Genomic DNA, 14,876 nt, shown 5'->3' on the forward strand with positions numbered 1-14,876 from the left:
GGAGGCCTTCGGATGCGGGGAGGACGCGGTGCACGAGCGGCAGTTCGTCGGGGTCGTGCTCACGCTGCACGGCGTCCAGGACTTCGCCGTCGTCGCCCATCACGCCAGCACCCCGGAGGCTGCGGTGAGCGTGCGGATCGGCCGGATGCTGATGTACATCCACGATCGGCCAACCGCTGCGCGGTTCGCGGCTACCTGGCGACGATTCAGCCACGATGCCCTGAGACTTCCGCGGGAGTCCGGCCGCCCTCGGGTACCGCCCGCCGCGCAGGACGATCGCGGTAGCGCAGAGGCCGCCGTACTGATCGATGCTCGCGGCGCGCCGCCGGCGTCGGGGCAGATGCTGCGGCCGACCGGACGAGCGTCCACGCTGCGCATTCAGCTCGAGCGGGTGGTCTTCGACGTCCGGGACCTCGGCGCGTTCGCCTCGACGAAACGCGCTTTCGCCGACGCCGAGGCTCTCGCCGCATCCGCCTTGCCGGATCCCGATCCGGATGCGGCCCGGCGGTCCGTCTTCGAACGGGCGGCCCAGGCGCTACCTGCGGATCGCCGACCCCGACGGGTCGCGTCGCCGCCGCGATCTGATCCGACTCGCGCTCCGGTGCGCGCTCCACGTCTCGGAAGGGCATGGATGTCATGACCGCGGACTATCCATTGATGACACTGCCGAGCTACGAGCTGTACCAGCTCGCGCACATCGCGACCTTCCTCGCCGATGCGCTCGCCCGCCACCGGCGCGCCGCACAGAGGCCCGAGCGGGAGGCCGCCACCCGCGACATCGCGGGTGGCCACGCCGCATTCGATGAGGCAGTCGGGGCGGACCGGGCGACGCCTGCGGGAGAGCTGCCCCGCACCATCGACGTCGCCACGTACAAGTCTGCGCGCGAGATGGTTGAACAAGGACCGCGCCAGGCGGACGTGGTCTCACTCGCCCCGACCGGACGCAGCGAGTGGGCGATCGTCGGGCACGTGCCGGGCATCGGTCCGGTCGGCGGGCTCGTGCCCAACGAGCCGATCGCGAACGCCCTGCGTCAGCACCTGCTGACCCAGCCGGTCTCCGACCTGGTGGCGTGGGCGGTGACGGATAAACCATCCCGCGTGCCGAAACTGCCGCGGCAGGTTGACCTGGCGGCGTTCGTTGAGAACCTTGATTCACAATCGCCGCGCGCCCGGGCCGTCGCCCGGAGCCTGCGTGGCCTGAACCGACGCACCGACGCCGCCATCCGCGGCCGGTTCGCCGGGATCGACCTGGACGCCCCGCTCGTCGTCGCTCCACCGGACTCGCCATCGGCCGCCCCTTCCGCGGCGCCGAGGGCGACGGCGTCACCGGCACCGCGCCGAACCGGACATCGATCAGCTGCCGGTGCGGTCAAGAAACGAGGACGTGACGTGGTCGCATCGCGACACGTCTGCGGACTCGGGCCTCAGGCGACCAGCGGAGCTGCGAACGCCCCCACGACGAGTGCGGGACCGTAAGGCACTGGATCGCCATACCGTTGTTCCCTGGTGGCCGTGAACAGCACAACGGTGATCGCCAGGAGAGCCATCGCGCAGACCAGTCCGACGAACAGGCCATGCGGATGCAACGTCGACAGCGACGCGGCCAGACTCGGGAGGAGCTTGACGTCTCCCCAGCCCAGGACATCGGTGTTGATCGACTTGGCTAAGAGGGCGACTGCGAGAATGCACGTGCTGGCCTCGATCGCCGGGCCGACCGCTGTGGTCCCGGCGCCAATTGCGATGAGGGCTGCCCCCATCGCCAGTGTGCCAGTCAGCGGGTTGGGCAGCCGGCGCTCGTCCAGATCGACCACGGCGGCCGCGACGCCAAGGACGATCAGTGGCACGAACCCAGGGCTACCGGACACCGCAACGAGGAGACCCACAAGTACGGTCACCGCGACCGTCTCCGGTGAGGTGGTGGGGCGAGCGGAGATTCGGGTCGCCGCGACGAGCCGGATCGTGATTGGGGCGAGTGCGGCTCCGCTGACCGCGGCGGTCATGGCGACTGGCAGCTCGTTCATGACCGTCGCCGTGGACCGTGTGGGAGCAACTCGTTAAGAACGGCGAATGTCTCGGGCGGAAGCTCCTCCGGGACGTCGAAGCCGCGTGCATCGAGCAGGATCGCCGCGTAGCGCTCCATCTCCCCTTGTCGGTCTTCCGCGTGAGCGATGCGCATGAGATCGGTCAACGGACGGTCGAAGACGACGTCGACGTCAACGCCCCGGGCCGTCTCGGCAGTTCGCCGAGCGAGTTCGAGGTCGCCGGCTGTCAGGGCGATCTCGACGAGCTCGTGTGCAGCGTCCACGAGGAAGCCGGGGATCTGCAGGTCGTGGCGTTGGTCGTGATTGTTGAGCCACGCATAGCCGCCTGGGCGCAGAGCGCTGAGGACCGGACCACGGATCAACCCAAGGGCCTGCTCGTAGTCGGCGGCGGCTCCCTCGTGGGCGGCGGCGTGTCGTGCCTGGGCTCGCTTGCGCAGGCGGCGGAAGAGATCCCAGTCCAGGAGGTGGCCGCGGAGCCGGTAGGTGCTGTCGCTCTGCATGTCGCTGACGTATGCGCGCTCCGGGTCCCCGTCCAGGCCGCGCCCGGCCCATCGGCGTGCCCCGTAGAAGGCGTGCCGGACGGTGGCGGGGTCGATCTTGTGCCCCTCGGGCCACAGGTCGGTCATCGCCTTCTGCATGGTGACCCCCAGCGGGTGGAGGCTGAGGTAGACGAGCACCTCGGTGAACCAGCTCGGCCGCACCGACGGGAACTGGCCAGGCGCCCGCACCACCGGCTCGCCGAGGATGCCGATCAACGGTACGTCCGGTGATCCCTGGGTGGCCCACCGATCGAGATCCTGGTCGAGGTACGGGTCCTGTTGGTCCACGATCGCTAGGCGCCGGACGGCTTCCGGGTCCGCCGGCGACGTTGCCGCCTGCTTGGGCGGGTCGCTAAGGGTTCCGTCTTCCTGCATCCCTTCCGCCCACGGCTCGGCGCCTTCCGCCGGTTCCGCCGGCTCGTCGGGCTGTGTGGTCGGCGCGAGGATCTCGGCCAGACCAGTACCGGTGCTTCCCGACATGATCTCGGCGGACCATGGCCCGTCACCGATGTCGGCCATCAGCAGCTGACTGCCGTCGGTGACGTGTACTTCGTGGCCGGCGAGCGCGACGCCGGCGGTGACGACGGCGACCGGCGCGCGTTCCTCTCCGCCGATCTCGGATGCGAGGTCGGCGAGCTCCGACCGTTCCTGGTCGGTCGCGGGACCGGTCGCCAGCAGCACGACCGGGAGCCAGGCATCGGGGGCGATGCCGCCGAGGCGGCCGTGCAGAAGCGATGGGACCTCGACCTGCGCGATGGTGTCGCGCGCGGAACGCAGACGGGCGCGCACCTCGGCCAGGCCCGCGGCGATGTCCGGCAGCACGCGCAACCGTTCCGGGTTCAGCGGGATGAGCTCGGCCCCGAATCCGACGAGCAGCACCTCGCAGTCCTCGCTCCACGGACTGTTCGCCAGCTCCGCTGCCACGTGCCGGAGCAGACCGGTGGCGAGACCGAGGCCGCCGGTGACGTGTGCGACTCCGAGTTCCTCGAGGTCCACGAACAGCGTTTGCTCTTCGAAGCCAGTCGCGACCGAGACGAGCGCAGGGAACGGCGCGCAGTACCCGCGGGACTCGTCCGGCGCGACGGGTAAGGCAGCGGTGCCCGGAGCCGACCAGGACCCATGCCCGAGCGGCTCGAACGGCTCCGGCAGCGCGACGTCGAAGCTCAGGGACACGACCGCGCGCTCGGCCTCGAGCATCGCTGTGCGCAGTCGGGGCGGGTCGAGCTCGGTCCAGTCATTCAGCGCGAGGCCTCGCAAGATTGCGTCGAGGAACGCGATATCGACCAGCGGTTCCGCAGCCGCGGCGAGCCACTCGGCATAGCCGGCCTCGTCGCTCGGCACCGCGATCCGGTGATACGGCCGGCGGGCACGCAACTGGCGACGTCGCCGTACTGCCAACGCGGCCACGGCGCCCGCGACGACAAGCGACGATGCGCCCAGGACGATCGTCGGCATGGCCACGTCGTGATCCGAATCGGCCTCGGGGGCTCCGACCTGCTCTCCTGCGTCGTGCGTGGGAAGCGATGCTCCGCGATCTGGTCTTGATGCGTCCTGTTCCGGTCGCATCGGCAGCGCGGGTTGGGTGGTCGCGACTTCTGGTGCGCGCTCGTCGGGCGGCGTGCGTGGAGATGGCGCGGGTGCGGGCCGCCGACTCGTCCGGTCGGGAGGCGCAGGCTGCTCATGGGTTGGGGCTGGCTGCCGCTCCCGGGCTGGCTGGCGTCGCTCCGGGTCGGGGGTTGTGGGTGCTGCGGCGTCTGATTGGGTCGATTCGGGCAGCTCCAAGGTCCAGCCAGGAAGGATGAGATCGGGTCGGGACAGCGTCCGGCCGTCCGGCTGGAGCCGGCCCCGGTTCTCGTCGAACAGCTCCTCCGCGCGGCCGGGGTAGTCGAGCCGGTCCGCGGCGATCCCGCTGAGTGTGTCGCCAGGACGGACGACGACCATCTCGCCGTCGAGAGCTGCGTCGGCCGGAAGCTGCAGCCGCCAGCCGGTCCGTAGGAGCGACGCCTCGCTGAGCTCTTCGCCGTCGGGCTGCTCTCGGCCGGCATTGAGCGTGTAGATCTCCCGCCAGCGCAGTGGATCGCCAAGGGCCTTCTCCGCGATCCGCCAGAGGGTGTCCCGTGGCTGGACCTCGTACTCGGGCCCCTCGCTCGACGCGGTGGCCGACGCGCCATCCGGCGAGGTGCGCAACGAAGCAGCAGCGGACAGTGGGGCCGGCGCAGCGGAGGCGGTTGCCGACCCGACCGACAGCAGCGCCCCGACGAGGAGCGCGGCGATCGTCCGGCTCAGCCTGAGCCCGGGCAGCTCGACCCGGACCGTCGGCCGGTGCCGCACGACGCCGACGAACTCCGCGATCAGCGACAACGTCAACTGCGCCCACGCCGCGGCACCAACGAGCAGAAGGAAACCCACCAGCAACCGGCCGTCGTCGGGGCGGACCAGGAGCGCCAGAAGATCCTCTGGGGCCGGCCAGTCCACGGCGAACGCCACCCGGGCAACCATCCAGAGCACAGCCGGGACACCCGCGACGATTCCGAGGATCGCCACAGCGGCGAAGACCGAAGAGACGACTCGCCCGATGGCCCTCATGGAGACCCGCCCTCCGGAAGTACGGGCACGAGGATCGCCTCAGCGGAACCGCGGCTGGTGAACTCGTCCCGACCAACGAGCCCCAGCAGCACGGCCGAGCGGCGCACCGTGACCTCCACCTGGATGCGGTCGGGCGCGATGATCACCACGTCGCCTTCGACACCCGCGGCATCGAGATATCGACGAGCCGACTCCGCAGCAGGCCCCGGGTCGACCCTGATGACGCCCTGTGCGAGACCGGCCGGGTCGAGTTCCTGGCCAGCGGCGCGCGCGGCCTCCTCGGCGAGTGCATCGGCCCGCGCGACGCCTTGTGCGGCGCGGACCCCGTCGATCGCGAACCCGACGACCAGCATCATCGCCAGCACGCTGATCGCCATCGGTGTGCTGACCGAGCCGCCTCCGCGATCCGCGGTCATGTCCGCTCCCGGTAGCGATCGATCGGGCTGACGAAGTCGGCATTGATGTCGTGACTGCCGGGAAGTCCGGGGATACCGACGTCGGACCACCGGACGGCGCATGTCACCCGCGCACGCACGACGGCCTGCGTGCCGAACGGAGCCGACGGTGGATCCGGCTCGACCCTCACGTCGAGCTGATCGCAGGCAATCCCTTGGCCATCGAGAACGCGACGTGTCTCCGCCTCCGCCGCGACCTGGCCGGCCGTCGGATCACGTTGCACGGACGCGATCCGCGCGGCCCCTCGTGCCGCCTGGTCAGCTGCTGATTCGGCCGCCGCCACGCGCCCTGCCGCTGTCGTGAACGCGAGCAGCAATCCGACGATCACGGTCAGGATCGCCGCTTCGGTCGCCGGCGCGCCGCCGCGTTCCACACCGCTGACGGGGCTGTTCATGGCGTCACACGCTCCACCGCACCTGTCGCCTCCTTGGTCACTTGCAGCGACACACCAGGCACGACCGACAGGGCGTCGCCACTGACGCGCACGCGCAGCAATCCAGTCGCTGGGTCAACCTCGGCCGCGACCGAGGGTGACTGCAGGCTGGTGCCGGCAGCGCGTCGCAGGAACGCTTCCGCGTCACGGCGAGCCTCGACGACGGAGGACGCATTGACGTACCGCCCGGCACGGAGACCGTCCTCCGCCGCCGTGAGTGCGAGCTGGCCGGCGTAGAACACCAGGGCCACCTGGACCACTGCCATGATCATCACGAGCATCGCGAGCCACAGCAGGGCCATCTCCACGCTGGTCGAGCCGCCGCGCTCGGGCTCGTCGACCGACAGCGTCTGCGCCGCCATCAGGTCATTCCAAGGCCCCGAGCTTCTTGGCCACGAATGCGCTGACACCGGCGACGATCGCGCCCGCGACCAGTGCGCCCCCGGAGATGTGGAAGCCCTCGTCGGTGTTGCGGCCACCGCCGCGCTCGTCGATCGGTCCGAGTCGCTGTTGCAGCCAGAACACGAGGTTCGTGATGTGCAGGTTCGCGGTGGTCCACATGGCGTTGTCCTCTCCTCAGATGGTCAACAGTGCGACACCGGCCGGGTACAGGACCCAGGCCGAGATCAGGAAGACCTGCAATGCACCAGGGGTGCTCATCCGTCCGCTGGCCCGATGCGCCTCCGCGTGCTCCTCGGCGCGCAGCTCGTCTTGCAGGCTGTCCGCGCGAGCAAGCAACGTGTCGATGACGGCGCCGCCGTCCTGTCCTGCGGTTGCGGCGATCGTCGAGAGATCGGCCAGCTCACCGATCTCGACTCGCTCCCCGAGCCGCCGCAGGCCCTCCCACGGCATATGCCCGGCGCGAGCCGCGTCGTCGAGCTCGTCACGGATCCTGCGCATCGCCCAGCCGTCAGCCAGGAGCTGGGCGGGAACGGTCAGGGCAGTCACCACACCCGCGCCGCCCCGTCGCAACAGGCTCACCTGCTGCAGGTAAGCGACGAGCGCGTGGCGCAGCTCCTCCCGTGCTGCTTCCGCGCGGTCGGAGACCTGTCGGCCATAGGCGCTCCAGCCAACGACGACGCCGGCGATCGTGAAGCCGGCGGGAACCACGACGTGCATGCCGATGTCGAGGGCGGCCAGCACGGAAGCGAGCGCCGGCCCCGACGCCCCGTACAACGCGGCCGCCTTGACCCGGCCGAGCAGGAACCGTTCCGAAGTCCACCCCAGCAACGTGAGGTCGGCAGTCGGCACGTGTCCCGGCAGGCGGCGCGCCAGTCCGAGCGGGTCGCACCGGTTCCGCGCGAGCCGCGCTGCAGGCGTGCGCTCGTCGAGAGCGGCCAGGGCGTCGCCGAGCAACGGCCACCCCCGCACGAAGGCGGACACACCCAGCGCGACACCGATTCCGAGCACCCCACCGGCGAGGAGAACGACGACGAGAACGCTGTTCATCAGCGTGCCTCCGCGCCGAGGAGCCGTGGCGCGCGCCGCCCCAACGCCATCCGCCGCATCCATACGAGCAGACCGACCGTTCCCGCCAGCAGCACAGCCATGACCAGCTGTCCGGTCACACCGCTGTACGGCGCGGCGAACGAAGGCACCAGCGCCAACATCACGAGCATCACTGCCTGGATCAGCAGCAGCATCTTGATCGACTGGCGGGACTCGGCTCGCGCCGACTCGATGTCCCGGCGGGCTCGGACATCTCGGGCCACGCCGTCGGCCAGCTGGCGCAGCACACGGGCGACACCGGCGCTCTGCTGGTGCAGGGCGAGCATGACAGCGGCCGCCACGGCGTCACCGTCGCGGTCGTCGAGCGAGTCCGCGAACTCCCGCATCGCGGTTGTCGGATCCGCCCCCTCGTCCGCGATCCGGTGCGCGAGGGTCGCGACAGGTCGAGCGATGAGCTCATCGACATGCGGCGCGGTGACCCGGATGGCCTGTGCCAGCCCCACCGCGCCGCCCCCGACGAGGGTGTCGGCCATGCGTCGACACCACGCCTCCAGGGCCTCGGAGCGCGAAATGCGTTCCTGAGCCACCGATGCGGAGCCGAGAAGCCAGGGTACCCAGAGCCCTACCGCCATCACGGCGACACCGACGACCGGCCAACCGGTCAACACCCAAGTCGCCACTCCTGCCGCAGCCCAGGCCATCAGCCGAACGCGCCTCCGGACCTTGTCCGGTCCTCGTGGCCGCACCGTGGCCAGAGCCAGAGCGATGCGTCGTCGCCAGAGTGAGGGCGCCGCCACGGGGGTCGGCAGGCCGGCGAGAATCAGCAGCACCCCGATCAGGGCAAGGGCGCCGGCGACGGCCGCGAGGGCGCTCACCACGACCGTCCCGCAACGTCCGGCCAGTGGTCGATGCCCGGCTGGTGGAGGAACGTCAGCGGCACCCCCGCCTCATCGAACGCGTCCCGCCGTTGCGGCAGCATCTGGAACCGACCTCGCGGATCCGCCCCGCCCGGCGACGGCGCGAAGATGCGGTTCGTCGTCAGGCAACCCACCTCGTTCATGCCGGTGACCTCGACGATCTCGGTGACGAACCTCCGCCGCCCGGGGAACACCGGATGCGCCATGTGCCGCATGTGCACGACGTAATCGATGCCGGCGGCGAGGAGGCGCGTGATGTAGCTGTCCGAACAGTTGGGTCCCGCGCCTTCGAGAGCCGCCACGATGAGGCGCTCGAGAGCGTCGGTGGCGGAGTTCGCGTGCAGGGTGCACATCGAGCCCGGCATACCGGCTGTCATCGCCTTGAGCATCGGGAGTGCCTCCTCGCCGCGGACCTCGCCGACGACGATGCGCGTGACGGACATCCGCAGTGTCTGGTGCAGCAGCTGTGACAGCGACACCTCGCCGGCCCGGGTTCCGGTGGCTGCGTCCGTCTCGGTCGAACCCGGTCGCGCTTGCATCGCGTACAGCAACGATGGCGACCTCGGCAGCCGGTGCAGGTCGAGCTCATACTCCGTCTCCAGCGTCGCGAACCGCTCATCTGGTGCAATCTCTCGCGCGAGCGCGCGCAGCAGCGTCGTCTTCCCGACCGACGGCGGGCCTGTGATCAGCACGTTGCGCCGGGCCGGGACGAGTGCGCGGAGGAACCGAACCATGCCGACCGAGATCGTCCCGCGGTGCAGCAGATCGTCGAGTGTCACGTCGACCAGCCGATGGCAACGGATCGTGACCGTTGGCCGGGGGACGACGTCGCGCAGCGCCGCCAGCCGTGACCCGTCCGGCAGCTGCATGTTGAGCATCGGCTGCGCCGAGGAGAATGCGCGCTCCGACGCTCCGTGGTGCGCCGCGACGTACTGCAGCTGCGCGATCAGGTCGTCGTCCGAGTCTGCAACCGGTTCGGGCGCTCGCCGGATCGAACCGTCGCGCAGGCGGAGCAACGGAACCTCGTTGCCGGTGATGTGGATGTCCTCGACGTCGGGCAGGTCGAGCAGCTCCTGCAGGCGTCCCAGCCCCCAGATCGAGTTCTCAACGGCCTGCACCACCCGCGCCTCGTCCGGCCTTGTCAGGGGTGAGCTGCCGGCCGTCATTCGTCGGCGGGTCTCAGTGGCAAGCTCATCCTCGATCCAGCCCCGGACCAGCTGGCGCTGGTCGGATCCGCTGAGAGCGGCGCGCTGGGGATGCTCGCTCAACCGTCGCAACACGGTTGTCCGAATGCGCTCGACGACGGTCCGATCCAGGTGGATCGGTACCTGCTGTGCCAGCTGGCTCGTCATGCCGTGACCTGGATCGAGGGCGCGGCGTGGGCGAGCCGGTGTGCCTCGCGCTGCAGCGCGCTGCGCCGGAAACCAGGACGGGGCTCGTACCCCTCTGTCCACACGCGAGCAGCGCGTGGGTCGAATGGCAGTCGACCGAGAAGGGGCGTTCTGCAGGCCGCCGCGATGTCCATCGGAGAGTAGGGCTGCCCAGGAGCGACCACGAGGACCCACATCGCGGTTGGCTCGGGTAGCACCTCCTCCCGCAGGAGGGCGGCGAGCCGGGCCGTGGACCGTACCGCAGGCAATGTGGACCACGTGACGATCACGACGTGGTCGCTTCCCTGCAGCAGCGGTGCGATGCCGTCACCGGACAGGTACCGGCCGCCGTCGCACAGGACGTCGGAGTCGCCGAGATTGCGAAATCCGGCTGCGAGCCTGGACCACGGGACGGCGGCCGCCTGACCCGGTTGGCCAAGCCCGGCGAGGACTGCCGGCCCGTGGTCGACCGACACGGCCAGGCGGCGCAGGACAGCTTCGACCGGTTCGTGACGTGCCTCGATGACCAGCTCCATGACGGTGGAGCTCGAGGGCCAACTGCCACGTCCCAAGCCGGCTGCCATGTCGCCGCCGGACGGGTCGGCGTCGACCACGAACGCTGGACGAGGCCACTCCGCGGCCAGCGCGAGTGTGGCCGTCGTGACTCCAGGACTGTTCTTCGCGGATACGAGCGTGACCAACATTGCGATTCACCCCCTCGCGACCAGGACGAGCACCGTGCGGTCGTCACCGGCGGCCCGCGCAAGCGAGGGGACGATGCGTTCCGGCACGAGCAAGTCGACCGTGCGCCGCCCGGATAGGTCGGGCGCGCCAACAGCCAGAACGACAGCACGCACGGTGGAGCCGGCCTCGTCGAGCTGGACCACGAGCACCTCGTCACGGACAGCCAACGGTGTCGTGGGGAGCTGGCCCGGACCGACGGCCAGCCCGATGACGGCATCCCCGTCAGCCGGGATTGGCTCGGCGCGCAACGCGTCCGGCGGAAGCGGCTGCCCGGCGAACAGGTCGGTCGCCGCCGTCCGGCCTACCACGGAGTCCACGTCGCTCCACCGGACGCTGCTGAGATCGGAACCTGCGGACAAGGCGGCCGGCCGGACGTCCAAGTTGGAGATCACCTGTCCGAACGGCACGGGCCGAGCCAGTGCCACCACTGCGATTTGCCGTGTTGCTTGTTGGAATGCGAACCAGCCCAGAAGCGCACCCATGACGCCGAGCAGCACGCCGAGCATGAGCAGGCGCGATGATCCGCGCCGCCGCAGTCGAGGCCGTGAAAATTGCTCGTCCTGCTCCGCGGCCGGTCCCGCGGCCGGCATCACTGGCCCGCTCCGCTCACGAGCACCTGGACTTCGCCCACGATGACCGATTCCTCAGTGGTGAGGCGCACCGTCTCCGTCCCGACAACGGGAGACCCCGCAGAGAATCCGCCCCACTCCACCTCCCAGATTCCCGTTGCCGTGATCGGCCAGCGGCCGTTGCCGTCCGTGCGCTCCGGAAGCGAGCGCAGCGTGTACGTATAGCCGCAATCCGGGGATGGTCCGCCTTCACCGGACCACGCCGTGCCAGATCCGGGGCACCGAACCTCTGCACCAGGAGGCCCGAGTGTCCATTCGACCGCGGCGAGCCGGGCCGTCGCCGTGACACTCGACGTGCCGGCACTCGCCGTCGCCGACACAGGACCCGATCCCTGTGGTCCGGGCTCGATCCACAGCCACACCGGCACGCCGACGTATGCGACTTCGGACACGGACATCTGAAGCTGGGGCGGCTCCAGGTTCAGCAGCTGGACCGCGCGTTGAGCGAGTACTGCCGGCGAACCGGCAGGCTCGAGATCTTCCGGAATCGGGATCTCCTCGAAGTTGCGTACTGCGCTGCCCGTGCGCCCGCCCGCCAGCAGCGGGACGCCTCCGAAGGAAGGCGGTTCTGGCTTTCGTGCCGGCTCTCCGCTCTCGTCCGAGGGCGGTGTCGGATCCTGGCGAGGAGTCGAGCGACGGTCGCGCGGACCTCCTGTATCCCGTTCGCCGGCACGTGGCCCGCCGGGTCGACCCGGGTCAGCTGCTTCCACGAGGCAGCGCCCCGCCCCGTCGATCACTGCGCACCGGCCGGTGTCCGGTGGCGGTAGCTGCGATGGCACGAGCGGAGTCGGGAGTGGCAGTACCGCCAACCCGCATGCGGCCAGGGACGCGATCAGCATGGCTCGTCCGCATCCGGTGAGGTCTGCTCAACGAGCCAGCGGTCATCGACCCGGACGATCAGGGCCCGGAGCCGGAAGCGTTGGGGCTGGTTCTCGAGATCGTCGAGGACCGTCCCGTCCGCGCGAATCAACCGCGACTCGCCGATATCGACGCAGTCGAGCACGGTGACGCGTTCTGGTGTGCCGTTCTCCACCACGGGGGACCGCCTGATCGTCCCCACCGTGTGCGCGGGGATGCTCGCGTAGTTCTCGACGTCCGTCAGCGCGGTTTCGAGCGCCTGGCCACGCGCCACGGCTTCGAGATCCCGGCGCCAGCTCCGGTCGTCAGGAGCAGCCCGCGCGGCATCCGAGACTTCCCAGTACTCGAGGTACGCCGCGAGCGCGGAGTCATACGGCGACGGCAGCGATCGAGACGGAGGAATCGGGGTCGGTGGCGGCGGCACAACAGGCTCGCTGCAGCCAACCACCGCAAGCGAACCGGCCACGGCGCCGCAGAGCAGCGCCAGCGATCTCCGTGCAGTCACGCCATCACCTCCAGTGCCCGCGGCTGATGGTGGTGTGGCGCGTGGCCGCACCGTGGTTGCCGCGTGGTCAGCGCTATGAGCTCTGCCAGTGGGGCCTTGCCGATGCGCTCTGGCCTACCAGACGGCCGATGAGTTCGTGGCGTTTTCGTGAAACTGCTCCGCTCCTTCTCCGACCACGTGGTCGTCACGACTCGAGCGGAGAGTCCCGCGCGGGTTCGACCGACGGAGGCGCAATGCCTGTTCCCGCGCGTGAGCGCTACCTCCTGTACATGGCCCTGCGAATCGCCAACGGAGGAGCTCGTGTGTTCCCGCTGAGTCCGCGTAGGAAGGTGCCTGCGCTTTCGAAGGACTGGCTGACGCTCGCGACGCGGGATCCCGCTCAGCTCCGCCAGTGGTGGCGAGATCGGCCGTACAACATCGGCGTCGTGACCGGCGGGCCATCCGGGCTCGTCGTCATAGACCTCGATGCGCCGCCCCGCATCGGCGAGCCGCACGGTCGCCAGGTACTTGCTGACCTCGCTCGCGAAGCCGGCGAAGAGATCCCGGCCGACACACGGATCGTGAACACACCGAGCGGCGGACAGCATCTGTACTTCCGGCTGCCAGACGGGCTCGAGCTGCGGAACACAGCAGGCTTCCTCGGACCGCACATCGATACCCGTGCATCCGGCGGGTACGTCGTCGGCCCCGGCTCCTTCGTCCACAAGGGCCGGTACCGGCTGGTCTCCGCAGCCGATCCGCAGCCGCTTCCCGGCTGGCTCCTCGATCGGCTCCGCCCGCGCACACCCACCGCGGGACGGGGTGGATCGGTCGTCGGCGCCCGCGTTCGGTCGGCGTACGTTGCGGCCGCGGTGCGGGGCGAGGTGGAGCGGGTCGTGCGGGCTGGCGTTGGAAGCCGCAACGACACACTGTTCCGTGCGTCAGCCAGGCTCGGCGCGTTCGTCGCCGAGGGCGGACTCTCCGAACCGGAGGCGTGGCGTGTTCTGCGAGATGCGGCAGCGGGCCACCTGAGGGTCGCCGGTTTCAGCGCTTCGGAGATCGACCGGACGATTCGGTCGGGTCTGACCCGGGCGTCGCGAGCCCCAATCCCCACCTCTCACAGACCCGGCCTGCGACGCGACGGACCGTCATCGTGACCATGCCGAACCGACCCCGGTCGCCATCCCGGTCCGCGGCCGAGCGAGCCGCTCGCGTCGACGCGCTGAACGCGAAGCTCACCACCGCCGTCCAGAACCTCACCACCAGCGAACAGTGGACGACGATGTTGCGTACGGCGGCCGCGTTCCACAGCTACAGCCCACGCAACATGCTGCTGCTGTGGATGCAGGCGCAGGAGCGCGGCGTAATGCTCACGCAGGTCGCTGGATACACAACCTGGCGCCGGCTCGGTCGATCGGTGCGGGCAGGCGAGCGCGGCTTCGCGGTCCTTGCGCCGGTCACTCGTCGTGACTCCGAGCAGGACGGGCGAGAGGACGAGCCGACGCCAGCCGGCCGACGACGGATGGTCGGCGTGCGGGTCGCACACGTGTTCGACATCGCCCAGACAACCGGTCAGCCCCTACTGACGCTGCACGCGCCCGGCATCCTTCAGGCGCCCGACGCTGGGCGTCTATGGGGACCGCTCGCGCGCCTCGTCGCAGGGCACGGTTACGGGCTGCTGCGGTTGCCGGAGTTGGGAGACGTGCAGGGCTGGACGGATCACCGCGGCCGTGTCGTATCGGTTCGCCCCGACATCGACGACGCTCGGGCCACGGCGATACTGGCGCACGAGCTGGCGCACATCCGTGCCGACCACGAGCACCGTCCGATAGGCCGAGCTCAACGCGAGACGGAGGCAGAGTCGGCTGCGCATGTCGTCCTCACCGCGTGCGGCATCGATACCACCTCACTCGCGGTGCCCTACGTCGCCGGCTGGAGCCGCGGCGACCCCGAGGTGATCGGCAAAGCCGCCGAGACCGTCCACAAGGTGGCTGCAGGCATGCTGGCCGACATCGAGCGCCTCGCCGAGGACGCCGCGGTAGCACGCCGCGTACCAGCCTCGCGCCGGTCGTTGCAGGACGAGCGTGATCCGCAGCGTTCGGCAGCGATGCCTGCGCCGCCTGGTCCCACCGCCACGGCGTAGCTTCGGGGTTGTCCACACCCGAATGCCGCAAAGTGGTGTGCGTACAACGCTGGTCCGACACCCTCCCGCCGTGATCCCTGCCCTCGTCGTCGGCGTGCTTCTGCTCTCAGCCGGCTGCGCGACTGCGCCTGATGCGGTCTCCAGAGCGGAGTGGGACGGCTGCAAGTCGGTCGCCGTCGAGTACCAGCACGGTGCGGACCGCACTGTGCTGTCCATCAGCGCTCTG

Annotated in this window: 16 protein-coding genes; 4 read left to right on the plus strand and 12 right to left on the minus strand. The window is 70.1% G+C overall.

Translation table 11 applies throughout. From position 1 onward, the window contains the following. The first annotated feature begins 28 nt into the window (after positions 1–28). Together ACU436_RS37875 and ACU436_RS37880 are read left to right on the plus strand one after the other, a co-directional pair. A complete protein-coding gene (locus ACU436_RS37875; RefSeq protein WP_459031931.1) occupies positions 29–640 on the plus strand; it encodes a hypothetical protein in 612 nt (203 codons plus the stop codon). Then, on the plus strand, positions 637–1,476 hold the full coding sequence (locus tag ACU436_RS37880) for a hypothetical protein (RefSeq protein WP_459031932.1): 840 nt from the start codon (positions 637–639) through the stop codon (positions 1,474–1,476). The genes ACU436_RS37875 and ACU436_RS37880 overlap by 4 nt, the downstream gene beginning before the upstream one ends. On the opposite strand, the gene ACU436_RS37885 is transcribed toward ACU436_RS37880, so the two are convergent. The 12 genes from ACU436_RS37885 to ACU436_RS37940 all read right to left on the minus strand — a co-directional run bounded on the left by ACU436_RS37885 (position 1,425) and on the right by ACU436_RS37940 (position 12,528). Next, on the minus strand, positions 1,425–2,021 hold the full coding sequence (locus ACU436_RS37885; protein ID WP_459031933.1) for a prepilin peptidase: 597 nt from the start codon (positions 2,019–2,021) through the stop codon (positions 1,425–1,427). The genes ACU436_RS37880 and ACU436_RS37885 overlap by 52 nt on opposite strands. Beyond that, positions 2,018–5,167 (minus strand): LysM peptidoglycan-binding domain-containing protein, encoded by a 3,150-nt coding sequence (locus ACU436_RS37890; protein WP_459031934.1) that lies wholly within the window; start codon positions 5,165–5,167, stop codon positions 2,018–2,020. The genes ACU436_RS37885 and ACU436_RS37890 overlap by 4 nt, the downstream gene beginning before the upstream one ends. Next, positions 5,164–5,583 carry a pilus assembly protein TadG-related protein gene (locus ACU436_RS37895; RefSeq protein ID WP_459031935.1) on the minus strand — a complete coding sequence of 140 codons (420 nt, stop codon included), beginning with the start codon at positions 5,581–5,583 and terminating at the stop codon, positions 5,164–5,166. Before ACU436_RS37895 ends, ACU436_RS37890 begins: the two co-directional genes overlap by 4 nt. Continuing rightward, positions 5,580–6,017 (minus strand): hypothetical protein, encoded by a 438-nt coding sequence (locus ACU436_RS37900; RefSeq protein WP_459031936.1) that lies wholly within the window; start codon positions 6,015–6,017, stop codon positions 5,580–5,582. Before ACU436_RS37900 ends, ACU436_RS37895 begins: the two co-directional genes overlap by 4 nt. Beyond that, a complete protein-coding gene (locus tag ACU436_RS37905) occupies positions 6,014–6,418 on the minus strand; it encodes a TadE family protein (RefSeq protein WP_459031937.1) in 405 nt (134 codons plus the stop codon). The genes ACU436_RS37900 and ACU436_RS37905 overlap by 4 nt, the downstream gene beginning before the upstream one ends. A 4-nt stretch (positions 6,419–6,422) precedes the next feature. Next, positions 6,423–6,617 carry a hypothetical protein gene (locus tag ACU436_RS37910; protein ID WP_459031938.1) on the minus strand — a complete coding sequence of 65 codons (195 nt, stop codon included), beginning with the start codon at positions 6,615–6,617 and terminating at the stop codon, positions 6,423–6,425. A 15-nt stretch (positions 6,618–6,632) separates the two neighbouring features. Then, a complete protein-coding gene (locus ACU436_RS37915) occupies positions 6,633–7,505 on the minus strand; it encodes a type II secretion system F family protein (protein WP_459031939.1) in 873 nt (290 codons plus the stop codon). Beyond that, positions 7,505–8,380: a type II secretion system F family protein gene (locus tag ACU436_RS37920; protein ID WP_459031940.1), complete on the minus strand. Its 876-nt coding sequence runs from the start codon at positions 8,378–8,380 to the stop codon at positions 7,505–7,507. Before ACU436_RS37920 ends, ACU436_RS37915 begins: the two co-directional genes overlap by 1 nt. After that, a complete protein-coding gene (locus tag ACU436_RS37925; RefSeq protein WP_459031941.1) occupies positions 8,377–9,774 on the minus strand; it encodes a CpaF family protein in 1,398 nt (465 codons plus the stop codon). The genes ACU436_RS37920 and ACU436_RS37925 overlap by 4 nt, the downstream gene beginning before the upstream one ends. Next, complete coding sequence (locus tag ACU436_RS37930; RefSeq protein WP_459031942.1) at positions 9,771–10,496, minus strand: hypothetical protein; 726 nt, start codon at positions 10,494–10,496, stop codon at positions 9,771–9,773. The genes ACU436_RS37925 and ACU436_RS37930 overlap by 4 nt, the downstream gene beginning before the upstream one ends. 6 nt (positions 10,497–10,502) lie before the next feature. Beyond that, the gene (locus ACU436_RS37935; RefSeq protein WP_459031943.1) at positions 10,503–11,042 is read right to left on the minus strand and encodes an SAF domain-containing protein; all 540 of its coding nucleotides are present in this window, start codon (positions 11,040–11,042) and stop codon (positions 10,503–10,505) included. A 955-nt stretch (positions 11,043–11,997) separates the two neighbouring features. After that, positions 11,998–12,528 (minus strand): hypothetical protein, encoded by a 531-nt coding sequence (locus ACU436_RS37940; RefSeq protein ID WP_459031944.1) that lies wholly within the window; start codon positions 12,526–12,528, stop codon positions 11,998–12,000. Positions 12,529–12,761: 233 nt separating this feature from the next. On the opposite strand from ACU436_RS37940, the gene ACU436_RS37945 reads away from it, so the two are divergent. Both ACU436_RS37945 and ACU436_RS37950 read left to right on the plus strand, forming a co-directional pair. Next, positions 12,762–13,664, plus strand: coding sequence for a bifunctional DNA primase/polymerase (locus tag ACU436_RS37945; protein ID WP_459031945.1), 903 nt, complete (start codon positions 12,762–12,764; stop codon positions 13,662–13,664). 2 nt (positions 13,665–13,666) lie between these two features. Next, positions 13,667–14,650: an ArdC family protein gene (locus ACU436_RS37950; protein ID WP_459032021.1), complete on the plus strand. Its 984-nt coding sequence runs from the start codon at positions 13,667–13,669 to the stop codon at positions 14,648–14,650. The last annotated feature ends 226 nt before the right edge of the window (positions 14,651–14,876 follow it).

This window comes from Pseudonocardia wallangbongensis (assembly GCF_054486945.1).